The 22,780-nt window shown below is 71.5% G+C and carries 18 protein-coding genes and 2 tRNA genes; 11 read left to right on the top strand and 9 right to left on the bottom strand.

The window, feature by feature from the left end:
- The first annotated feature begins 5 nt into the window (after positions 1-5).
- From NI26_RS04950 to NI26_RS04935, 4 genes are all read left to right on the top strand, one after another.
- The gene (locus tag NI26_RS04950) at positions 6-1,649 is read left to right on the top strand and encodes an ABC transporter substrate-binding protein (protein ID WP_081984734.1); all 1,644 of its coding nucleotides are present in this window, start codon (positions 6-8) and stop codon (positions 1,647-1,649) included.
- Positions 1,634-2,704, top strand: coding sequence for an ABC transporter permease (locus NI26_RS04945; RefSeq protein WP_326998616.1), 1,071 nt, complete (start codon positions 1,634-1,636; stop codon positions 2,702-2,704). The genes NI26_RS04950 and NI26_RS04945 overlap by 16 nt, the downstream gene beginning before the upstream one ends.
- 5 nt (positions 2,705-2,709) lie before the next feature.
- Positions 2,710-3,579 carry an ABC transporter permease gene (locus NI26_RS04940; RefSeq protein ID WP_235426522.1) on the top strand — a complete coding sequence of 290 codons (870 nt, stop codon included), beginning with the start codon at positions 2,710-2,712 and terminating at the stop codon, positions 3,577-3,579.
- 68 nt (positions 3,580-3,647) lie between these two features.
- Positions 3,648-5,216, top strand: a complete 1,569-nt coding sequence (locus tag NI26_RS04935; RefSeq protein ID WP_066657929.1) for an ATP-binding cassette domain-containing protein — start codon at positions 3,648-3,650, stop codon at positions 5,214-5,216.
- A gap of 183 nt (positions 5,217-5,399) precedes the next feature.
- On the opposite strand, the gene proP is transcribed toward NI26_RS04935, so the two are convergent.
- Positions 5,400-6,974, bottom strand: a complete 1,575-nt coding sequence (proP, locus tag NI26_RS04930) for a glycine betaine/L-proline transporter ProP (protein ID WP_235426521.1) — start codon at positions 6,972-6,974, stop codon at positions 5,400-5,402.
- 225 nt (positions 6,975-7,199) lie between these two features.
- Here proP and valS point away from each other — a divergent pair, with 225 nt between their 5' ends.
- The 4 genes from valS (at position 7,200) to NI26_RS04910 (ending at position 13,022) form a co-directional block, all read left to right on the top strand.
- Entirely contained in the window at positions 7,200-9,791 is a 2,592-nt protein-coding gene (gene valS, locus NI26_RS04925) for a valine--tRNA ligase (RefSeq protein ID WP_066653142.1), read from the top strand.
- Between the two features lie 87 nt (positions 9,792-9,878).
- Entirely contained in the window at positions 9,879-10,130 is a 252-nt protein-coding gene (locus tag NI26_RS04920; protein ID WP_066653141.1) for a hypothetical protein, read from the top strand.
- Between the two features lie 116 nt (positions 10,131-10,246).
- A complete protein-coding gene (locus NI26_RS04915; protein ID WP_235426520.1) occupies positions 10,247-10,855 on the top strand; it encodes a TetR/AcrR family transcriptional regulator in 609 nt (202 codons plus the stop codon).
- Between the two features lie 139 nt (positions 10,856-10,994).
- On the top strand, positions 10,995-13,022 hold the full coding sequence (locus NI26_RS04910; RefSeq protein ID WP_066653134.1) for a M3 family metallopeptidase: 2,028 nt from the start codon (positions 10,995-10,997) through the stop codon (positions 13,020-13,022).
- 262 nt (positions 13,023-13,284) lie between these two features.
- On the opposite strand, the gene clpX is transcribed toward NI26_RS04910, so the two are convergent.
- Positions 13,285-14,565, bottom strand: a complete 1,281-nt coding sequence (gene clpX, locus NI26_RS04905) for an ATP-dependent Clp protease ATP-binding subunit ClpX (protein WP_066653131.1) — start codon at positions 14,563-14,565, stop codon at positions 13,285-13,287.
- Between the two features lie 196 nt (positions 14,566-14,761).
- Here clpX and NI26_RS04900 point away from each other — a divergent pair, with 196 nt between their 5' ends.
- Together NI26_RS04900 and NI26_RS04895 are read left to right on the top strand one after the other, a co-directional pair.
- Positions 14,762-15,484, top strand: coding sequence for a YcnI family copper-binding membrane protein (locus NI26_RS04900; RefSeq protein WP_066653129.1), 723 nt, complete (start codon positions 14,762-14,764; stop codon positions 15,482-15,484).
- A gap of 65 nt (positions 15,485-15,549) precedes the next feature.
- A complete protein-coding gene (locus NI26_RS04895) occupies positions 15,550-16,173 on the top strand; it encodes a copper resistance CopC family protein (RefSeq protein ID WP_066653127.1) in 624 nt (207 codons plus the stop codon).
- 114 nt (positions 16,174-16,287) lie between these two features.
- Here NI26_RS04895 and NI26_RS04890 read toward each other — a convergent pair whose 3' ends face one another.
- The 5 genes from NI26_RS04890 to NI26_RS04870 form a co-directional block, all read right to left on the bottom strand.
- The gene (locus NI26_RS04890) at positions 16,288-16,947 is read right to left on the bottom strand and encodes an ATP-dependent Clp protease proteolytic subunit (RefSeq protein ID WP_066653125.1); all 660 of its coding nucleotides are present in this window, start codon (positions 16,945-16,947) and stop codon (positions 16,288-16,290) included.
- Between the two features lie 26 nt (positions 16,948-16,973).
- On the bottom strand, positions 16,974-17,600 hold the full coding sequence (locus NI26_RS04885; protein ID WP_066653123.1) for an ATP-dependent Clp protease proteolytic subunit: 627 nt from the start codon (positions 17,598-17,600) through the stop codon (positions 16,974-16,976).
- Between the two features lie 158 nt (positions 17,601-17,758).
- On the bottom strand, positions 17,759-19,102 hold the full coding sequence (gene tig, locus NI26_RS04880) for a trigger factor (RefSeq protein ID WP_066653120.1): 1,344 nt from the start codon (positions 19,100-19,102) through the stop codon (positions 17,759-17,761).
- Between the two features lie 36 nt (positions 19,103-19,138).
- Positions 19,139-19,215: transfer RNA gene (locus tag NI26_RS04875), tRNA-Pro, on the bottom strand.
- Positions 19,216-19,268: 53 nt separating this feature from the next.
- Complete coding sequence (locus NI26_RS04870) at positions 19,269-19,592, bottom strand: hypothetical protein (RefSeq protein WP_066653118.1); 324 nt, start codon at positions 19,590-19,592, stop codon at positions 19,269-19,271.
- 55 nt (positions 19,593-19,647) lie between these two features.
- Here NI26_RS04870 and NI26_RS04865 point away from each other — a divergent pair.
- Positions 19,648-19,721, top strand: a tRNA-Gly gene (locus tag NI26_RS04865).
- A gap of 75 nt (positions 19,722-19,796) precedes the next feature.
- On the opposite strand, the gene NI26_RS17150 is transcribed toward NI26_RS04865, so the two are convergent.
- The gene (locus tag NI26_RS17150) at positions 19,797-21,509 is read right to left on the bottom strand and encodes a glycosyltransferase (protein ID WP_081985241.1); all 1,713 of its coding nucleotides are present in this window, start codon (positions 21,507-21,509) and stop codon (positions 19,797-19,799) included.
- Positions 21,506-22,672: a hypothetical protein gene (locus tag NI26_RS17145; RefSeq protein ID WP_066653116.1), complete on the bottom strand. Its 1,167-nt coding sequence runs from the start codon at positions 22,670-22,672 to the stop codon at positions 21,506-21,508. Before NI26_RS17145 ends, NI26_RS17150 begins: the two co-directional genes overlap by 4 nt.
- Between the last annotated feature and the right edge of the window lie 108 nt (positions 22,673-22,780).

Here is a 22,780-nt window from a genome sequence, read left to right as displayed (position 1 = left end):
CAGCCATGATCTTGGACCGAGTACAGAAAACACGCGCCCGCGCTCTCCTCACCGCCGCGGGAGCCACCGCGGTCCTGCTGGCCCTGACCGCCTGCACCGGCGGCGGCACCGCCACCGACGCCGGCACGCCGGTCAGCGGCGGGACGCTCACGTACGCCTCCGGCGACGCCGAGCCGACCTGCCTCGACCCGCACGTCGGCGGCAACTACCCGCAGGCCCTGCTGTCGACGCAGTACATCGAGATGCTCACCGGGCTCGACCGGGCGGGGAAGCCGACGCCGGCCCTCGCGACCGGGTGGACGACGAGCGACGACGGGAAGACCCTGACGCTCGACCTGCGCACGGACGTGTCGTTCTCCGACGGCACCCCGTTCGACGCGGCCGCCGTCGTCGCGAACATCGAGCACGTGCAGGACCCGACGACGGCGTCGAGCACGGGCTACCTCGCCCTGCAGTCGATCACGAAGGCCACGGCGACCGACGACCACACCGTCACGCTGACCCTGAGCCGCCCGGACAGCGCACTGCTCGAGTCGTTCTCGCAGCCCTGGGTCGGCATGGAGTCGCCGAAGGCCCTGCAGCGGCCGCAGGCGACGAACTGCGCATCCCCCGTCGGCACCGGCCCGTTCAGCGTCACGGAGTGGCAGCGGGGCGATCGCATCACGCTGACGAAGAACGACGGGTACACGCCGCTCACCGGTTCGACGGCGCCCCGCCTCGACGGCATCACGTGGCGCTTCCTGCCCGACTCGACCTCGCGCTACGCCGCACTGCAGGCCGGTCAGGTCGACGTCATCGACAACGCCCAGCCCGACCAGCTCAAGAGTGCCTCGACGAAGGGCGCGATCCGCGACCTCGACGCCCCGCGCCCCGGCGCCTCGAACCGCCTCGAACTGAACTCCGGGCACGGGGTGTTCCGCGACGAGGCGGTCCGGAAGGCCTTCATCGCCGGCGCCGAGATCGACCCGGGCCTGCAGAGCCTGTTCCTCGGCACCGCGAAGCGCTCGTACTCGGTGCTGTCGAGCGTCGAGCCCGACGGGTACTCCGATCCGGCGCTGTTCGAGTACTCCCCGAAGACGGCCGGACGCCTGCTCGACGAGGCCGGTTGGAAGGTCGGCAGCGACGGCGTCCGCGAGAAGGACGGGCAGCGGCTCACCGTCACCTTCCCGGTGTCGACGAACCAGTCGGTGCCCGCGGAGCGCAGCCTGTTCCAGCAGGTCCAGGCCTCCGAGAAGGCGGTCGGGTTCGACGTGCGGCTCGAGGAGCTCGACCTCTCCAGCTGGTACGCCGCCCTCGCCGCGAACGAGTACGACGTCGTCAGCGCTCCGTACACCAAGGTCGGCCCGGACGTCCTCCGCATCCTGTACGACAGCGCGAGCATCGAGCCCGCACCGTCGGGCTACTTCGCGAACCTCGCGCAGCTCGACGACCCGACGGTCGACGACCTGCTGGAGCGTGCGGCACGCACGTCGGACGCCGACGAGCGCGGCGACCTGTACCGCCAGGCGCAGCAGCGGATCCTGGCGAGCGGCACCGTCCTGCCGCTCTACGACCAGCAGAACCACTTCCTGTACCGCTCCGCCGTCCACGGCATCGAGACCACGTCGGTCTCCACCCCGTGGTTCGGCACCGCGTGGATCGCGCGCTGACGGGCGAGCCGGCCGGGAGGCCCGCCCCGCGTCCGCCACGCACCGGCACCCGTCGCGGGTGGTCGGCGTGGGTCCTGTGGGGTCTCCGCCGTGCGGCCGGCGGCACCGGGGTGCTCTGGGCGGTCGCCACGATCGTCTTCGTCGCGATCCGGTTGATCCCTGGTGACCCGGCGCTGGCGATCCTCGGTGGCCCCGGGTCCCAGGCCTCGGCGGAGGCGGTCGAGGCGGTCCGCCGCGAGTACGGCCTCGACCGGCCGGTGCTCGTGCAGTACGCGGTGTTCCTCGGGCGCCTGGCGACCGGGCACCTCGGCGACTCGTACGCGTTCCGCACGCCCGTGTCCGAGCTCCTCGCGCAGCAGGTCCCCGTGACGCTGACGCTCGCGGTCACCGGACTCGTCGTCGCCTGGGTCCTGGCGATCGGCGCCGCGTGGTGGTCGACGCAGCGCGGGCGGATCGCCGCGGCCCTGACCGGCGCGATCACCGTGACGGCGAGCGTCCTGCCGCACTTCTGGCTCGGCAGCGTGCTCATCGTGGTCTTCGCGAGCGCACTCGGGTGGGTGCCGGCGGTGTCGGACGGCAGCCTGCGCGGTTGGGTCCTGCCCGTGCTCACCGTCGCCGTGCCGGTCGCGGGGTACCTCGCCGAGACGGTCCGCGACGGCGTGGTCGACGCCCAGCGCTCCGCGTTCGCCCTCGCAGCCCGCGGCCGCGGGGAGACCCGCGTCGGACTGTTCGGTCGTCACCTGCTCCGGCACGCGGCGCTCCCCGGGATCGCCCTGTCCGCGTGGGCCTTCGGCTCGCTGGTCTCCGGTGCCGTGGTCGTCGAGTCGGTCTTCGCGCTGCCCGGGATCGGTCGTGCCCTGGTCACCGCGGTCACCCAGCGGGACATGCCCCTGGTGGCCGGGATCGCCCTCGTGTCCGCCGCGGCGTACGTCGTCGTGCTGGCGGTCGCGGACCTGGTCGAGCGGGCGGTGGACCCGCGGACCCGCGACCGACGCCCGGCCGGTCGCGTGGGGCGAGTGCGCGTGCGCACGCAGGGCGGGGTGGACGCACGGTGAGCGGGGTGCTCGACCCGGGCCTCCCGGCCGGTGCGTCCGAGGGGCGGGCCCGACGGTCCGAGCGGTTCCGTGGGGGGACGCTCGGCCCGGCGGGCTCGGTCGCGGCGGTCGTCGTCGCGATCGCGGTGCTGGCGGCGGTCTGGCCGGCGCTGCTCGGCGGCGGCGACCCGCTCGCGGTGCACCCCGCCGACGCCCTGACGCCACCCGGACCGGCGCACCCCTTCGGCACCGACGAGTCCGGACGCGACGTGCTCGCGCGCGTGGTCGCGGGGACACGGGCGTCACTCGTGGTCGGGGTCGCCGCGACGCTCGTCGGCGGTCTCACCGGGATCCTGCTCGGCACGCTCGCCGGACTCGGTGGTCGGATCGTGGACGCGGTCGTCGGCCGGGTCACCGAGGTGGCGTTCGCGCTGCCGCTGCTGCTCGTCGCGCTCGTCGTCATCGCGGTCACCGGCCCCGGACCGGTGCCCGCGACCCTGGCGGTGGGGTTCGCCACGGCGCCCGGGTACGCCCGGATCGTCCGCGGCCTGGTCCGGAGTGCGCGGTCGTCGCAGGTGGTCGAGACCGCCGTGCTGCAGGGCCGCTCCCCCGGCCGGATCGTGTTCCGGCACGTCCTGCCCGCGGCACTCTGGCCCGTCGTCGCCGTCGCCACGCTCGGGGTCGGCCAGGCGGTCGTGTGGGCGTCGGCGCTCAGCTACCTCGGGGTCGGGACCCCGCCGCCCGCGCCGGAGTGGGGTGCGATGCTCGCGGACGGCCGCACCTACCTGCTGACCGCGCCGTGGATGAGCACCTTCCCGGGCCTCGCCATCGTGGTGCTGGCGACCGCGGTGACGGTGCTCGGCCGTGCGGTGCGGCGGACGGGGGCCGTGCGGTGAGGGGCTCCGAGCGGGGGCCCGACGACGTCGCGGGACGGACCGGTGCAGCACGGCCGGTGGGGGCCCGCGTGCTCGACGTCCGCGGGCTCGCGGTGTCGATCGACGGCGCGACGGTGGTGCACGGCGTCGACCTGCACGTCGACGCCGGTGAGTGCGTCGCCCTGGTCGGGGCGTCCGGCTCCGGCAAGACCGTGACCGCCCGGGCGGTGCTCGGGCTCTCCGCAGCGGGTGCCGCGGTCACCGCCGACCGCCTCGACCTCGTCGGCTCCGACGTGCGCGGGCTCGCCGAGCGGCGCTGGCGTCGGCTCCGCGGGAGCACCGTCGGCTACGTCGGCCAGGAGGCCCTCGGCGCACTCGACCCCCTCCGCCCCGTCGGCCGCGAGGTCGCCGACGCCCTGCGCCTGCACACCGACCTGCGCGCAGCAGAACGGGTCGATGCCGTGCGCGCCGCACTGGCGGGCGTGGGGCTCGACCCCGCGATGGCGACCGACGGCCGGCGCTCCGGCACGCTCTCCGGAGGCATGCGACAGCGCGCGCTGATCGCGGCGGCGACCGTGGCCTCCCCCGCGCTCGTGGTGGCGGACGAACCGACGACCGCCCTCGACGCCGCCGTGGCCGTCACCGTGATGGAGCAGCTCCGGGCCGTGCAGGACCGCGGCGCCGGGCTGCTGGTCATCACGCACGACCTCGGGCTCGTCGCCGGGTGGGCGGACCGGGTGCTCGTCGTCGACGAGGGGACGGTGGTCGAGCACGGACCGGTCGCCGAGGTCTTCGCAGCACCGCAGCACCCGGCGACCGCAGCCCTGGTGCGGGCGGCACGGGCGGACACACGCCGGGCCGTGGGACCGGTGCCCGGCCCCGGTGCGCCGTCGGCCCCGCTCGTCGAGGGCTCCGGACTGACCCGTTCCTTCGACGGGGTGCCCGCCGTGCAGGACGTGTCGATCACCGTGCGACCGGGTCGCGTGACGGGTGTGATCGGCGCCTCCGGGTCGGGCAAGACGACGGTGGCGCGGATGCTGCTCGGACTCGAGACGCCGGACGCCGGCACCGTCACGCTCGACGGCGACCCGTGGGTGCCCCTGCCCGAGCGCGAGCGCCGGGCTCGTCGGCACCGGGTGGCGGCCGTCGTGCAGGACCCCGGGGCGACCTTCGACGAGCGGTGGAGCGTCGGACGGGTGCTCGCGGACGCCCTGTCCCGCGGGCAGGAGCGGCGGGCGCGGGGTGGTCTGGCCGACCCGGTCGACGCTGCACTCCGTCAGGTGGGACTCGACCCCGAGCTGCGGTCACGCGCCCCGCGCACGCTCTCCGGCGGACAGCGGCAACGACTGGCGATCGCCCGGGCGCTGGCGACGTCGCCCGAGGTGGTGGTGCTCGACGAACCGGTGACGGCACTCGACGCGACCGTGCAGGACGCGGTGCTCACGCTGCTCGAACGACTGCGCGACGAGACCGGCGTGGCGATGGTGTTCGTGTCGCACGACCTGCGCGCCGTCCGGCGGATGGCGGACGAGGTGCTCGTGGTGCACGACGGCCGCGTCGTCGAGCAGGGCCCCGCGGAACGCGTGCTCGGCGCGCCGGAACACCCGGCGACCGCGCGCCTGGTCGACGCTGCCGCCCGGCTCGCCCGCGGCGCCTGACCGCTGCGCGCCGGCGCCGCGCCAGCGGGCGAGTCTCGCTCAGGCGGACACGTTCGCGGCACCGAAGCCGCGAACGTGTCCGCCGGGCCGAGACTCGGGAAGCGCCCACGGAGCGGACATGCCGGGAGGCACGGTGCGCGTCCGTGGCGGACGTGCACCGTGCCTCCCGGCCGACAGCGGCGGCTACGAGCCCGCGGGCTCCTTGTCGGACCCCGGCTTCGGGGTGTCCCCCGAGATGATCGGGATCTCGCTCGTCGAGAAGTCCTTCGCCCAGTCGGACTGCGCGAGCTCCGAGGTCGGGTCGTTGTAGTCCTTGATGACGTCGGCGACCTCGTCCTCGTGGGCGACCGTGGGGCCCGAGCCCATGAGCGGCGTCGCAGCCGTCTCCTTGGTGAAGAACACCGCGACGAGGCCGATCACGGCCGCGAGCATGAGGTAGAAGGCCGGGATGTCCTCGGCCCACGAGAGCCCGGCGTCCTTCGCCCCGGCGATGAGCGCCTGCGTCGCGAGCGGCGTCGTGCCACCGAAGAGCGAGACGGACACGTTGAACGCGATCGCCAGCGCGCCGTAGCGGATGATCGTCGGGAACAGCGCGGGGAGCGTCGACGGCATGGTCGACGTGAACGTGACGAGCACGAGACCGAGGATCAGCAGGCCGAAGAAGACCCCGGCACCGGTCCCGGTCTGGACGAGCTTGAGCGCCGGCCACGACAGCACGATGAAGCCGATGCAGCCGGCGGCGAGGACCGGCCGGCGGCCGAACTTGTCGGACAGGCGACCACCGAAGGTGATGACGACCATCATCAGGATCATCACGATGACGATGAGGATCAGGCCGAACGTGGCGTTCTGCCCGAGGTTCGTCTCGAGGTAGGTCGGCATGTACGACAGCAGCATGTAGTCGGTCACGTTGAACACGAGGACCAGGCCGATGCAGATGATGAGCGAGCGCCAGTTCTCGGCGAACAGCTTGAGGAACGGCGTCTTCTGCGACTCGCGCTCGGCGGCCTGCTCCTGCTGCTTCTGGAAGGCCGGGGTCTCCTCGAGCTTCAGGCGGAGGTAGAGCCCGATGAGGCCGAGCGGACCGGCGATCATGAACGGGATGCGCCAGCCCCAGCTGAGCAGGGTGTCCTCGGGCATCGCGTACTGCAGGACCGTGACGATCGACGCGCCGAGCACGTAGCCGGCCAGCGTGCCGAACTCGAGCCACGAGCCCATGAACCCGCGGCGCTTGTCGGGCGAGTACTCGGCGATGAAGGTCGCGGCACCGCCGTACTCACCACCGGTCGAGAAGCCCTGCACGAAGCGGGCGACGAGGAGCAGCACGGGGGCCCAGAAGCCGATCGTCGCGTACGACGGGATGAGGCCGATCATGAGCGTGCCGGCGGCCATCAGGATCATCGTCAGCGCGAGGACCTTCTGCCGGCCGATCTTGTCGCCGATGGGGCCGAAGACGGCGCCGCCGATCGGGCGGACGATGAAGGCGGCCGCGAAGAACCCGAAGGTCGCGACGAGGTTCGACGTCGGGTCGCCCGCCGGCAGGAACACCTTCGAGATCGTGACCGTCAGGTACGCGAAGATGCCGAAGTCGAACCACTCCATCGCGTTGCCGAGGGCCGCGGCGGCGACGGCACGCTTGAGCAGCGACTCCTCGACGACGGTGACGTCGTCCTCGGTCAGCTTGCGGCGTGCACGCTTCGCTGCGCCCTTCGTGCGCAACGGCCGGTCGCCGTGCTGGTGTGCGTCGTTCGGTGCCAAGTTCGTTCCTCCGGTAGTGCTGTGTCTTGCCTTCGGGCATCCGGCGGAGAGCGACTGTGCAGTCCTCGCGAACACCGCGCTCGCCGGACAAACTCCGACAGCCTACCAGATGGAGCGCTCCGACGCGGCGGACCGCTACGATGAGGCCACCGCGTACTGTACGCGCGACACTCAGGCACCTCACCACGGACTCGGTGCCGCACACATCGATCGAAAGGCCCTGCCATGACGAAGCCCATGCCCGACAAGCCCACGGTGGACGGCCTCGAGGACGTCTGGGGTCCGGTCTGGGAGCAGGACGGCACCTACCGCTTCGACCGCGACAGCGCGACGAAGGACGCGGTGTACTCGATCGACACCCCGCCGCCGACCGCGTCGGGTTCGCTGCACATCGGGCACGTGTTCTCCTACACGCACACCGACCTCAAGGCCCGGTACGAGCGCATGCGCGGGAAGCACGTCTTCTACCCGATGGGCTGGGACGACAACGGCCTGCCGACCGAGCGCCGCGTGCAGAACTACTACGGCGTCCGGTGCGACCCGCAGCTCCCCTACGACCCCGCCTTCGTGCCGCCGTTCGAGGGCGGCGACGGCAAGTCGAGCAAGGCGGGCGACCAGCTGCCGATCTCGCGCCGCAACTTCATCGAGCTGTGCGAGCGCCTGACCGTGCAGGACGAGCAGCAGTTCGAGCACCTCTTCCGCACGCTCGGGCTGTCGGTGGACTGGACGCAGTCGTACCGCACGATCGACGACACCTCGCGGGCGAGCGCACAGCGTGCGTTCCTCCGCAACCTCGAGCGCGGCGAGGCCTACCAGGCCGACGCCCCGACGCTCTGGGACGTCACCTTCCGCACTGCCGTCGCGCAGGCCGAGCTCGAGGACAAGGAGATGCCCGGCGCGTACCACGGCCTGGCGTTCCACCGCACCGACGGCGGCGAGGACGTCGTCATCCAGACCACCCGTCCGGAGCTGCTCCCCGCCTGCGTCGCCCTCGTCGCGCACCCGGACGACGAGCGCTTCCAGGACCTGTTCGGCACGACCGTCCGCTCCCCCCTGTTCGACGTCGAGGTCCCGGTCCTCGCGCACCACCTGGCGCAGCAGGACAAGGGCGCGGGCATCGCGATGGTCTGCACCTTCGGTGACACCACCGACGTGGTGTGGTGGCGCGAACTGCAGCTGCCGAACCGCGCGATCATCGGCTTCGACGGCCGCGTCCGCTCGGACGAGCCCGCGTGGATCGAGTCGACCCGCGGCAGGGAGCTCTACGCCGAGATGGCCGGCAAGACCGTCTTCTCGGCGAAGAAGGTCCTCGTGGACGCGCTCACCGAGTCGGGCGAGCTCGTCGGCGACGTGAAGACGATCAACCACCCGGTGAAGTTCTTCGAGAAGGGCGACAAGCCGCTCGAGATCGTCTCGACCCGCCAGTGGTACATCGTCAACGGCGCGCGCGACGAGCAGCTCAAGGAGACCCTGCGGAAGCGCGGCGAGGAGATCGCCTTCCACCCGGACTTCATGCGCGTCCGCTACGACAACTGGGTCGGTGGCCTCTCCGGCGACTGGCTCATCTCGCGCCAGCGCTTCTTCGGCGTGCCGATCCCGGTCTGGTACCCGCTCGACGCCGACGGCAACCCGGTCTTCGACCAGCCGATCGTCCCGACCGAGGCACAGCTGCCCGTCGACCCGGCGTCCGAGCCGGCCCCCGGGTACGCCGAGGACCAGCGCGGCGTCGCCGGTGGCTTCCAGGGGGAGCTCGACGTGATGGACACCTGGGCGACCTCGTCCCTCACCCCGCAGCTCGCGGGCAAGTGGGAGACGGACCCGGCGCTCTACGACCTCGTGTTCCCGTACGACGTCCGCCCGCAGGCGCAGGACATCATCCGCACGTGGCTCTTCACGACGGCACTCCGCAGCCAGCTCGAGGCCGACGTCGCGCCGTGGAAGCACGCGAGCATCTCCGGCTTCATCGTGGACCCCGACCGCAAGAAGATGTCGAAGTCGAAGGGCAACGTCGTCACGCCGCTCTCGATCCTCGAGCAGCACGGTGCCGACGCGGTCCGCTACTGGGCGGCCTCGTCGAAGCTCGGCACCGACGCGGCCTTCGACCCGCAGAACCCGAAGCAGATCAAGGTCGGTCGTCGCCTGGCGATCAAGGTGCTCAACGCGGCGAAGTTCGTGTACGGCTTCGAACTGCCGAGCGGTGCGACGACCGTCACCGAGCCCCTCGACGTCGACGTGCTGGCGGAGCTCGGCTCCGTGATCGAGCAGGCCACCGCCGCGTTCGACGGCTTCGACCACGCCCGTGCGCTGGAGGTCACCGAGCGGTTCTTCTGGACCTTCTGCGACGACTACCTCGAGCTCGTCAAGGAGCGTGCCTACGGCACCGCGCCCGACGCGACGCACGAGACCCAGGCGAGTGCGGTCCTGGCGCTGCGCGCCGCGATCGACGCGCTGCTCCGTCTGCTGGCACCGTTCCTCCCGTTCGCGACGGAGGAGGTGTGGGCCTGGACCCACGACACCAGCGTGCACACGGCCGCGTGGCCCACGGTCGCGGAGCTCCCGACGCAGGCGGAGCCGTCCGGGCTGCTGGCCGCCGTCGGCCAGGCACTGATCGGGATCCGCGGTGCGAAGACCGCCGCCAAGGCGTCCCAGAAGACGCCGGTCACCCGTGCCGTCGTGGCGGCTCCGGCCGACCAGCGCGCGCTCATCGAGCGCGCGGCGGTCGACCTGGCCGCCGTGGGCCGCATCGAGAACCTGTCGTTCACGGACGGCGAGGAGCTCGCGGTGACCGAGATCGAGCTCGCGGAGCAGCAGGCGTAGCGTCGTCCGTCGACGGGCCGGGTCGCGTGCGGCCCGGCCCGTCGTCACGAACACGAGCACGAGCACGAGTCGGCACTGGAGGCACGGATGCAGTTGGGTACACGCTGGAACGTGGGTGGGCAGCCACCCGAGCGACTCCCCGAGGCGATGGTCGTCGCCGCGCGCGGTGTCGAGGAGGAGCTGGCGGCGGCGTCGGTCGACGCATCGACCTGGCGCTGGACGCTGACGTACCTCGAGGGCAAGCCGATCGTCGAGCTCGACGACGGCACGTCGATCCACCTCGACCCCGCCGGGCGTGCGCAGGTGACGAACCCGGACGACGCGCCGGAGGAGGACTAGGCAGTCCCCCCGGTCCCGGGCTCGACCGGGACCGGGGGACGCGGCCTACACTGGAGAACGTCCGTTCCCGAGGCGACGGGGACGAGTGGGACCGCAGCGGAGGGAAGGGGATGCCCGTGTCCGGCACCGCCAGCACGACCGACCCGCAGGTGCGCGAGCGCATCGTCGACGCCGCGGACGCGCTCTTCTACGCCCGCGGGTTCCAGGCGGTCGGCATGGACGAGATCCGGACGACCGCCGGCGTCTCGTTGAAGAAGCTCTACTCGGTGTTCCCCGGCAAGGAGCAGCTCGTCGCCGCGGTGCTCGGCGGGCGGCACGACCTCTGGGAGCAGGGCATCGAGCAGGCGGTGGCTGCAGCGGGGACCCCGCGGGACCGGCTGCTCGCGATGTACGACTTCCTGGAGCAGTGGTTCGGCGACGACACCTTCCGCGGCTGCGGCTTCATCAACGCCTTCGGTGAGCTGGGTGCGACGTCACCCGCGGTCGCCGAGATCGCCCGCGAGCACAAGGACTCGTTCCAGCGGTACGTCGCCGGGCTCGCCGCGGCCGCCGTGCCGGACCTCGACGCGGCCGAGGAGCTCGCCGCCCAGCTCGCACTCCTCGCCGAGGGTGCGCAGACGACGGCCGCGATCGCGGGCGACACGACGCCGGCACGGCACGCGCGGCGCGCGGCAGCCACGCTGATCGACGTGGCCATGCGTGCGGGGACCGACCGGACGCGCTGACCCGACGCGCTGACCTGACGCTCCGACCGGACGCTCGACGACACGACGCCCGACACGACCCGACGTCGGCCGGGAGGCGCGGGGCGGGCCCGCCACGTGCCTCCAGACCGGCGTCCGGTCCGGTCCGTAGGGTGGGGCCATGGACACCCCGTTCGACCAGCCGAGCACCCTCCCCTACGCCCTGCCGCCGTTCGACGACGTCCGGCTCGAGCACTTCCGTCCCGCGTTCGACGCCGGCATCGCCGAGCAGCGTGCCGAGGTCGAGGCCATCGCCGCCGATCCCGGTGCAGCGACGTTCGAGAACACGCTGGTGGCGCTCGAACGCTCCGGGCAGCTGCTGACCCGGGTCTCGCACGTCTTCTTCACGCTGTCCTCCGCCGACTCGACGCCCGAGCTGCACGACCTCGAGGCCGAGGTGTCGCCGCTCCTCGCCGCCCACCGCGACGCGATCACCCTCGACGCGCGCCTGTACGCACGGGTCGATGCGGTGCGGTCCTCGCTCGACGAGCGTGCGGACCTGTCCGACGAGGACCGTCGACTCGTCGAGCGGGTGCACACCGAGATGACGCTCGCGGGAGCCGGCCTCGACGACGGTGGGAAGGAGCGTCTCACCGCGATCAACCAGGAACTCTCGACGCTCACCACGACCTTCGAGCGCAACCTGCTCGAGGACACGAACGACCTCGCCTTGCACGTCACCGACGAACAGGAGCTCGCCGGACTCGACGACGGCGCGAAGTCGGCCGCCGCCGCAGCCGCGGCGGACCGCGGCCTCGACGGCTGGCTCGTGACGCTGCCGCTGTACACGGGTCACCCGTGGCTCGCCTCGCTGACCGACCGCGGCCTGCGCGAACGGATCATGCGCGCCTCGCTGTCGCGGGGGCGTCGTGGGAACGCGCACGACAACCGCGAGGTCCTGCTGCGCATCGTCCGGCTCCGGGCCGAGCGGGCCGAACTCCTCGGCTTCCCGAACCACGCTGCCGTGGTGACGGCCGACGAGACCGCGGGGACGCCCGAGGCGGTCGACGGCCTGCTCTCCTCGCTCGTCCCGGCCGCGGCCGCGAACGCCGAGGACGAGCGCGCCGTCCGCTCCCGCACGGTCGGCTTCGACGTCGAGGCCTGGGACTGGGCACACGCGACGGAGGTCCTGCGCGGCGAGCAGTTCGCCGCGGACAGTTCGGCGCTGCGGCCCTACTTCGAGGCCGACCGCGTCCTGCACGACGGGGTGTTCCACGCCGCCGGCGCCCTGTACGGACTGACGTTCACCGAACGCTCGGACCTGCACGGCTACAACGACGAGGTCCGGGTCTTCGAGGTGCACGGCGACTCCGGGGAGGAGGTCGGGCTCTACCTGCTCGACCTCTACACACGGGACGGCAAGCGTGGCGGTGCCTGGATGAACCCCGTCGTCGAGCAGTCACACCTGCTCGGCACGCTGCCCGTCGTCGTGAACAACCTCAACGTGGCGAAGCCCGCCGCCGGCTCCCCCACGCTGCTGATCCAGGACGAGGTCGAGACGCTCTTCCACGAGTTCGGGCACGCGCTGCACGGGCTCATCGCCAGGACGACCTACCCACGGTTCTCGGGCACGAACGTCGAACGGGACTTCGTGGAGTTCCCCTCGCAGGTCAACGAGATGTGGGTGACCTGGCCCTCGGTCCTCGCGAACTACGCGAAGCACCACGAGACCGGCGAGCCGCTGCCGCCCGAGCTCGTGCTCGGACTGAGCGACTCCGCCGGCTTCAACGAGGGCTTCTCGACCACCGAGTACCTCGCCGCGGCGCTGCTCGACCAGGCGTGGCACCGCCTGTCGGCCGCCGAGGCCGCCGAGGTGACCGACGTCGAGGCGTTCGAGCGCCAGGCCCTCGCTTCCGCGGGCATCGACGTGACCGCGGTGCCGCCGCGGTACTCGTCGACGTACTTCGCGCACACGTTCTCGGGCGGGTACGACGCCGGGTACTACGGGTACATCTGGTCCGAGGTGCTCGACGCGGACACCGTCGAGTGGTTCCGCGAGCACGGCGGACTCTCGCGCGAGGCCGGGCGGCGGTTCGCGTCGCTCGTGCTCGGGGTCGGCGGCGCGCAGGACCCCCTCGAGGCCTACCGTGCGTTCCGCGGCCGCGACGCCGAGGTCGGGCCGCTGCTGCGCCGTCGCGGGCTCGAGTAGCGCGGCGCCGCGCCGCGGCGCGCCGCCGCGGCGCCGGGCCAGTGCGTCGGCACAACCGGAAGCACGTCGCGCCGCGGAAGTCCGCGGCGCGACGTGCTTCCGGTTGTGCAGCGGCACTTCACACCGCGGATCCCCCCGGTCCGCCTGCGCACCGCTCCCACGACTGCTCCCACGAACGCACCCGCACCCGCTCCCGCACACGCACACGGCGACGGCCCGGCCCCACGCGGGGACCGGGCCGTCGGCCTGCGGGCGTCGGACGCTACGCGGACTTCTCCACGCGCTTCGCCCGGGGACGCGGCACGATCGTCGGCGCCGCGTTCTCGAGCACGGACTCGCGGGTGATCACGACGCGCGCGACGTCGTCGTCCGACGGCACGTCGAACATGACCGGACCGAGGACCTCTTCGAGGATGGCCCGGAGGCCGCGGGCACCGGTCTGCCGCAGCACCGCGAGGTCCGCGATGGCCTCGAGTGCCCCGCGGTCGAAGTCGAGCTCGACACCGTCGATCGCGAACATCCGCTGGTACTGCTTCACGAGCGCGTTCTTCGGCTCGGTCAGGATCTGCATGAGCGCCGCCTGGTCGAGCTGCGACACCGTCGTGACGACGGGCAGACGACCGATGAACTCGGGGATGAGCCCGAACTTGTGCAGATCCTCGGGCAGGACGTCGGCGAACAGGTCCTGCTGGTCGAGCGGGCTGTGCAGCGGAGCGCCGAACCCGATCCCGCGCTTGCCGACGCGCGACGACACGATGTCCTCGAGTCCCGCGAACGCCCCCGCCACGATGAACAGCACGTTCGTCGTGTCGATCTGGATGAACTCCTGGTGCGGGTGCTTCCGACCGCCCTGCGGCGGGACCGACGCGGTCGTGCCCTCGAGGATCTTGAGCAGCGCCTGCTGCACGCCCTCGCCGGAGACGTCGCGCGTGATCGACGGGTTCTCCGCCTTGCGCGCGATCTTGTCGACCTCGTCGATGTAGATGATGCCCGTCTCGGCCCGCTTGACGTCGTAGTCCGCGGCCTGGATGAGCTTGAGCAGGATGTTCTCGACGTCCTCGCCCACGTACCCGGCCTCGGTCAGGGCGGTGGCGTCGGCGACGGCGAACGGCACGTTGAGCCGCTTCGCCAGGGTCTGCGCGAGGTAGGTCTTGCCGCAGCCGGTGGGCCCGATGAGCAGGATGTTCGACTTCGCGATCTCGACGTCGTCGCGGTCCTCGGCAGCGGTGATCTGCCCCTGTGCACGGATGCGCTTGTAGTGGTTGTAGACGGCCACGGCCAGCGCACGCTTCGCCGGGTCCTGGCCGATCACGTACTCCTGCAGGAAGTCGAAGATCTCGCGGGGCTTCGGCAGCTCGAAGTCGCCGCTCGTGGTGTCCTCACCCGCTTCGGCGAGGCGCTCCTCGATGATCTCGTTGCACAGCTCGACGCACTCGTCGCAGATGTACACCCCCGGCCCGGCGATGAGCTGCTGGACCTGCTTCTGGCTCTTGCCGCAGAAGGAGCACTTGAGCAGGTCAGCGCTCTCCCCGATGCGTGCCATGTCGGTGCCCTCCTTGGATGACCGGTGCAGTTCAGCGATGCAGGCTGGTGACCCGCCCGATGTGATCGACTCTAACCGCATCCGGTGACACCCACGGCGACGCCGTCCGGCCTGTCCCCACGCGTTCGCCCAGGGCGTGCACACCTGGTACCGTTGGCACGTTCCTCTACAAGTTGTAGAAAACCGGAAGGACCCCATGACGAAGCGCCTCGCTCTCCTCGGCACCGGAACCCTCGGCGTCTCCGCCGCGATCGTCCTCGGCACCGCGGCCGCCGCGAGCGCACACGTCGAGGCGGATGCGACCTCGACGGCGGCGAACTCGTACACGACCGCGACGTTCTCGGTGCCGCACGGTTGCGACGGCTCCCCCACCACCAAGCTCGTCTTCCAGGTGCCCGAGTCCGTCATCGAGGTCACGCCGACCGTCAACCCGAACTGGACGATCACGAAGGCGACCGAGCCCTACACCGCCCCGTCGAGCAGCGCTGCGAGCGACGAGGAGTCCGAGGCCGGCGCCGAGCGCGTCACGAGCGTCACCTACACCGCGAAGACCCCGCTGCCCGCCGACGAGCGCGACACCTTCTCGCTGTCCTTCGCGCTGCCCGACGGCAAGCCGGGCGACCGCGTGGCCTTCCCGGTCGTGCAGACCTGCGAGCAGGGGTCGACCGACTGGGACCAGGTGCAGAAGAGCGGCGAGTCCGAGCCGGAGCACCCCGCGCCGTCGATCGTCCTGACCGCCGCCAGCGCGGCGAGCGGTGACGACGACGACGCGACGACGGCCACCGCGAGCGACACCACGACCACCGCGGCGCAGCCCGACCTGGTCGGTCGCTTCCTCGGCCTCGGTGGCCTGGTGGTCGGGGCCGTCGGCCTGGTCGTCGCCGTCGCCGCCACGCGCCGCCGGGACGCCTCGAAGTGACGCGGACCGCACGGCCGACGCGCGCCCGTCGGTCCCCGAGTGACCGGCGTCCGGTCTGGAGGCCCGTGGCCGCGACCGCCGCGACCCTCGCCGTCGCGGGCGGCGCGGTCCTCGGGCTCGCCGCCCCCGCCAGCGCGCACAACTACCTGGTGTCGTCGACGCCGAAGGTGGGCGGGACGCTCACCGAGCTCCCCGACCGCTTCGACATCACGACGAACGACCGGCTCCTGGCGATCGGCGGGTCGGACTCGGGCTTCGCCTTCCGGGTCATCGGCCCGGACGGTCGCTACCACGAGGACGGCTGCGTCTCCGTGGACGGCCCCTCGATGACCACGAAGGCCGCCCTCGGCGACTCCGGGAAGTACGAGGTCGAGTGGCAGATCGTCTCGGCCGACGGCCACACGGTCTCCGACCGGTACGACTTCACCTGGAAGGCCCCGGCCGGCTTCTCCCCCGACCGCGGCACCGCGACGCCGGCGACCTGCGCCGACGGCAGCGGGGGCGGCTCGGGGGCCGCAGCGTCCAGCGCACCCGACGCCGCATCCGGTGACACCGGCGACTCGAGCGCGACCGACGCCCTGTTCATCGGCGCCGGTGGCATCGTCCTCGCCGGCGTCGTCGTCGCGGTCCTGCTGCTGCTCCGTCGCCGTCCCGCCGCCCCGGCGGCCGACGACCACGACGAGGACTGACACCCTCCCACCGGACCGGCACCGCGCCTCCAGGCCGGATCCGCATCCTCGACGCCGCACCGGACACGACGAAGGCCCCGCACCGATCGGTGCGGGGCCTTCGTGCGTGCAGCGCTACTTGACGAGCGCCGGCAGGTTCTTGCGGCTCGTGAGGACCTGGTCGATCAGGCCGTACTCGAGTGCCTCTTCCGCGGACATGATCTTGTCGCGCTCGATGTCGTTGTTGACCTGCTCCGGGGTCCGGTTCGAGTGCTTCGACAGCGTCTCCTCGAGCCAGGTGCGCATGCGGAGGATCTCCGCCGCCTGGATCTCGATGTCGGACGCCTGACCGCCACCCTGCTGGACGGCGGGCTGGTGGATGAGCACGCGGGCGTTCGGCAGCGCGAGACGCTTGCCGGGGGTCCCCGCGGCGAGGAGTACGGACGCGGCCGAAGCGGCCTGGCCGAGGCAGACCGTCTGGATCTGCGGACGGATGTACTGCATCGTGTCGTAGATCGCCGTCATCGCGGTGAACGAGCCACCGGGCGAGTTGATGTACATCACGATGTCGCGGTCCGGGTCCATCGACTCGAGCACGAGCAGCTGGGCCATGACGTCGTCGGCGGACGCGTCGTCCACCTGGACGCCGAGGAACACGATGCGGTCCTCGAAGAGCTTCGCGTACGGGTCCTGCCGCTTGAAGCCGTAGGCCGTGCGCTCCTCGAAGCTGGGGAGGATGTAGCGATCGGACGGAGCCGGGACGTTCTGCGCGCCACCGAGCATGGGGAGGTGCATTCTCGTTTCCTTCTCTTCGGTGGTGGTCAGTTGGACTCGGGCTCGGCTGCCGCGGTCGGCGTCTCGCCGTCGCTCACGGTGCCGCCGCCGCCGACGACCTCGACCGACGAGGCACGGAGGTGGTCGACGAAGCCGTACTCCAGGGCCTCCTGCGCCGTGAACCAGTTGTCACGGTCGTTGTCCTTGAGGACCTGCTCGATCGTCTTGCCGGTCTGCTCCGCCGTGAGCTCCGCCATCCGCTGCTTCATGTCGAGGATGACCTTCGCCTGCGTCTGGATGTCGGCAGCGGTGCCGCCGAAGCCACCGGACGGCTGGTGCAGGAGCACGCGGGCGTTCGGGGTGATGTAGCGCTTGCCCGGGGTGCCCGACGAGAGCAGGAACTGCCCCATCGAGGCGGCGAGGCCGATGCCCACGGTGACGATGTCGTTCGGCACGAACTGCATCGTGTCGTAGATCGCCATGCCCGCGGTGATCGAGCCACCGGGCGAGTTGATGTAGAGGTAGATGTCCTTCTCGGGGTCCTCGGCGGCGAGCATCAGCAGCTTCGCTGCGATCTCGTTCGAGTTGTCGTCGCGGACCTCAGAGCCGAGCCACACGATCCGGTCTCTCAGAAGGCGGTCAAAAACACTGGGGTTCAGTGTCGCTTCGGCCATGGAAAAGCTCCCGTTCAGTTGTCGCTTGATGTCGAACTTATCGGGTGCAACGCACCACTTCGCGTCTGTTCGCTCTGGGCGGTCGGATGGTGCCGGGACGACGGACGGGAGGCACGGTGCCAGCTGGCACCGTGCCTCCCGTCCGTCAGCGCGTCGCGTTACTTCGCGTCGGCCTCGGTGACCTCGTCGGCGTCGGCCGACTCGTCGTCAGCCGACTCCTGCGCCACACCGGCGGTGAAGGCGGACAGGTCGACGGCGTCGCCGTTCGTGTCCTTGACGGTGACCTTCGACAGGACGGTCGCGACCGCCTTCGAGCGGGCGACCTCGCCGACCATGCCGGGGATCTGCCCGTTCTGGTCGATCACCTTGATGAACTCGGCCGGCTCCATGCCGTACTGCGACGCCGCCTGGATGAGGTACTGGGTGAGTTCCTCCTGGGAGACCTGGATCTCCTCCTTCTCGGCGATGGCGTCGAGGAGCAGCTGCGAGCGGAAGGCCTTCTCGCTGGACTCGGAGACCTCCTTGCGGTGCTCCTCGTCCTCGAGACGGTTCTCCTGCTCGAGGTGACGGTGCACCTCGTCCTCGATGAGCTGCTCCGAGATCGGGATGTCCACGTCCTCGATGAGCTTCTCGACGAGCTTGTCGCGAGCCGCGGCGCCCTGACCGAAGGTCTTGGACTTCGCGATCTGCTCCTTCAGGTCCGCCTTGAGCTCGTCGATGGTGTCGAACTGGCTGGCGATCTGGGCGAACTCGTCGTCGGCCTCGGGGAGCTCGCGCTCCTTGACGGCGGTGACGGTGACGGCGATCTGCGCGGTCTCGCCCTCGCGGTCGCCACCGACCAGCGTGGACTCGAAGGTGGTCGACTCACCGGCGGTGAGCGACTCGAGCGCCTCGTCGATGCCCTCGAGCAGGTCGCCCGAGCCGATCTCGTAGGAGACGCCGGTGGCCGAGTCGACCTCGTCGTCACCGATGGTGGCGGTCAGGTCGATCTGGGCGAAGTCGCCGGTCTCGGCCGGGCGGTCGACCGTCACGAGCGTGCCGAAGCGGGTGCGCAGGTTCTGCAGCTCCTCCTCGATCTCGTCGTCGGAGACCTCGACGGCGTCGACCGTGAGCTCGTACTGGTCGTACGCGGGGAGGTCGAACTCGGGACGGACGTCGACCTCGAAGGTGAGGACGAGGTCGCCCGAGAAGTCCGCGACGTTCGGGAGCTCGGCGACGTCGGCCTCGGCACGGCCGAGGATGCGCAGCTCCTGCTCCTCCACCGCCTGGCGGTAGAAGGTGTCGATGGCGTCACCGACGGCGTGGTTCAGGACCTCGCCGCGGCCGACGCGCTGGTCGACGATCGCCGGCGGGACCTTGCCCTTGCGGAAGCCGGGGATGTTGATCTGCTCGGCGATGTGCTTGTAGGCGTGGTCGATGCTCGGCTTGAGATCGTCCGGCGTCACGTTCACGGTGAGCTTGACGCGGGTGTCGCTCACCTTGTCGACGGTGCTGGTGGCCAAGGGATGTACTCCTGTTGGTTGACGTTCGAGTGGACCTGGTCGGGGCGACAGGATTCGAACCTGCGACCTCCCGCTCCCAAAGCGGGCGCTCTACCAAGCTGAGCTACGCCCCGTGACTGGGCCAGGTGACCGCGCACGCCCGAGGGCACGCACGACCGCGACGAGTCTAGCGGTCCCCCGCTGCCTGGTTCCCGGGCGGCGTGCCGCGTGTGGACGGTTCCTGCTCGGCGCTGCGCCGCAGGCCCCGTCGCCACCGCACCCCGACGGTGACCTGCACCCCGAGCGCGGCGACCATGAGCGCGACGCCGAGGACGATGCGCCAGACGTGCAGCAGGGCGTGCCAGGGCTGGGCCTGCGGGTCGCCGAAGGCCTCGGGACGGAGCGAGAACACCACGGCGGCGACGGCGAGCAGCACGAACGAGAGCACCCGCGAGCGCTTGATCCGGCGCGTGTCGGAGCCGTCCGGCTGCGGCAGCACGTTCGATGGCATGTCGGGGGCCGTTCGTCCGCTACGATGGTGGCGCTGCGGACTGGTGCCGCAGTGCGGGGATGTAGCTCAATGGTAGAGCCCCAGTCTTCCAAACTGGCCACGCGGGTTCGATTCCCGTCATCCCCTCCACGTCCTCTTCACGGCTTCCGACCGGCGCTGCGCCGAAACTCGGTTCCCGTCATCCCCTCCACACCGTCGTCGCGATCAGGCGGTCGTCTTCGTCAGGCCGTGCTCGGTCTTCTCCCAGTAGTGCGGCCGGGTGATCAGCTGCCACAGGCCCTTGTACGCGGCGACCGAGTGCAGGATCCAGTACAGCGGGTTGAGGAGCGCCCAGCCCATCAGGTCGAACCGACCGCGCTTGTACGGCCCCATCATCGTCAGGTAGATCATCGTGGCGTTGCCGAGCAGGAAGTCGAGCACGCAGAGCCACAGCACCGGCGCCGGGAACAGCGGCGCGGTCCAGTCGGCCGGCAGCACGAGCGTCGCGATCGTCACGAGGACGCCGGGCAGCATCCCGAGGAACGTCAGCGGGGTCCCCGCGATGAGCAGGGCGAACGCGGCCGCGCGACGCGGGCCGATCTCGCGGACGAGCGCCCGGGGCCTGCGCGCGTGCACGAGGGCGGTCTGCATGTAGCCCTTGATCCACCGGGAGCGCTGCCGGACGAAGTTCGGGATCGAGGTGTTCGCCTCCTCCATCGTCGTGGAGTTGACGACGGCGACGCGGTACCCGACGGCGGACGCACGGATGCCGAGGTCGGCGTCCTCGGTCACGTTGTAGGGGTCCCACCCGCCGAGCTCACGGAGCAGCTCGGCGCGGAAGTGGTTCGACGTCCCGCCCAGCGGGATCGGCAGCTGTCGCGCGTCGAGGCCGGCGAGCATGTAGTCGAACCAGTACGAGTACTCGAGCGTGAACATGCACGTGAGCGCGTTCTCGTCGGCGTTGAAGTAGCTCAGCGCCGCCTGCACGCACACGGTGTCATCCCCGGCGCGGTCGAAGGTCAGGAACACCTTCTTGAGCTGGTCGGGGTCGGGACGGTCCTCGGCGTCGTAGATGACGACGTACTCCCCCTGCGCGATGGCGAGGCCGACGTTGCAGGCGCGCGGCTTCGTCTGGGGTGACCCCGGCGGGACGATGACGATGCGCATCCAGTCCGGCGGGGCTGCGTCGATGACGGCCTCGCGGGTCTCGTGGTCCTCGGCCTCGACGAGCACCAGGACCTCGAGCCGGTCCTTCGGCCAGTCGAGCACCTCGAGGTTCCGGACGAGGTCGTGCACGATGTTCGCCTCGCGGAACACGGGCACGAGCACGGTGTAGGTCGGCAGGGCGTCGTCGTCCAGGGCGGCGACGTCCTCGGCCGAGACCTGCTCGACCAGGTCGAAGCGGGCCCCGACCATCGACACCCAGAACTTGAAGAGGATCCCGGCCAGGAACCCCAGGGAGAGCACCGCCGTCGCGACCGCGACCGTGCTGCCCGGTGCGAGGACGAGGCACACCGCGAACAGGAGCAGGGCGACCGCACCGCCGACCCGTTGTCCTCGTGAGAGGACGGTCCGTGCGGACAGCGCCGGGTTCGTCCGGGCGAGACCGTGGGCGGCGAGGTCGGCGACCTCCTCCTCGAGCTCGTACGCGATGCGCTGCCGGACGTCCGCCTCGGATGCGCTGCGGAGGACGACGGGTTCGCCGAACTCCTCGGTGAGCGCCGCCCGGAGGACGTCCGGGTCCGACCGACCGCTGGTCAGGACGAGGACGCCCTCGCGGATGCGGGCGGACGCGACCCAGCCCTCCTCGACGTGCCGCTGCACGGAGCACCGGTGCCGCGGTCGCCAGTCGACGTCCTCGCCGCGGTGCCGACCGGTCCCACCGACCACGACGGTCGGCTCGGCGTCCACCGGCGACCGCGCTCCGACGGCGGTCACCGGAGCACCACCGCCACGACGGCGTGCATCCACTCGACGACGACCTGGCGTTCGGAGGCCGCGGCCCACGCGAGCGGGACCTGCAGGACGGCGAGGACGACGACCAGGGTGCTGGTGACCCGGCCGGCGACCGGCGGCAGGATCGCGATCGCGACGCTGAGCATCGTGACGAAGACGTTGCCGGCCGTCGCGACCGGCACGAGCCCGATCGCGTACCCGCCCACGGTCCCGACGAAGAGCGCCGCGACGAGGGCGATCGCGCCGGGCCGGCGCACGAGCAGTGCCAGGGTGGCGCCGGCGACGAGCATCGTCACCAGGAGCAGGCCGTCCGCCGAGGCGAAGAGGTGGCGCAGGCCGTCGAGTCGCTCCTCGGACACGCTGATCGTCCCGCGCAGCGCCGCGAACGGGTCGTGGAGCACCATGAGGTCGAGGACGGCCGTCGAGAGCGCGACGGCGAGGCTCGGGAACACCAGGACGAGCACGTTCGCCCGCCGGATGCCGCGCTGGTCGTGCCGTGCCAGGTCGAGCAACGGGGCGGCGAGCGCCGCGATGCCGACGTAGACGAAGCCCATCGGGTCGACCAGCGTGGACAGCATCAGCGCGAGGCCCGCGCGGAACCCCGCCTGCGTGTCCCCCCACGCGAAGAACCGCACCATGTCGACGACGGCCAGGGCGAAGAGGGCGATGCCGAGGAACGCCTGCAGGTCGTCGAGCGCGAGGAAGGCGTACAGCGGGTTGGCGCCGAGCGCGATCGTGAACGCGACGACCTCGCGCATGCGCAGGCCGCGGCGCAGCATGTCCTGCGCGAGGAGCTGGAGCAGCACGCCGGCGACGATCCCGCCGAGCACCGCGGCACCCTGCACACCGAAGGGCATGAAGCGCAGGAGCACCCCGGAGAGCAGCGGCCAGAGCTGCCCGATGGCCGGCACCACGCCACCGTCGAGCGCGGCCGTCGCCCGGTCGAGCGTCACCTGGTTGCCGGTCAGCCCGATGAGCGGCGTCGTCGTGATGCGCGACGCCACGAGCGCGAGGGCCACGTAGGGCAGCGCGAAGGCGGCGCGGAGCAGCCACCGGACGGCGACGGACGGCAGGGGCCGCAGCGGTGCGGGTGCCGGCACCGCACCGGTCGGCGCCGGGTGCGGGCGGGAGAGCGTGACGGTCATGCGGCTCCTCCGGGTGAAGCACGCAGGGGTGTCCTGCACCGTCCATTCCACCCCGTGTCCCCGGAGCGCGACAGCCCACGAACGGGGTACAAGCCGGTCCCCCTCGTG

The organism is Curtobacterium sp. MR_MD2014 (assembly GCF_000772085.1).
In the GTDB taxonomy this organism is placed as follows: Bacteria; Actinomycetota; Actinomycetes; order Actinomycetales; family Microbacteriaceae; genus Curtobacterium.
The sequence above is the reverse complement of the archived record's forward strand: the minus strand, read 5'-3'. Positions and strand labels throughout refer to the sequence as shown.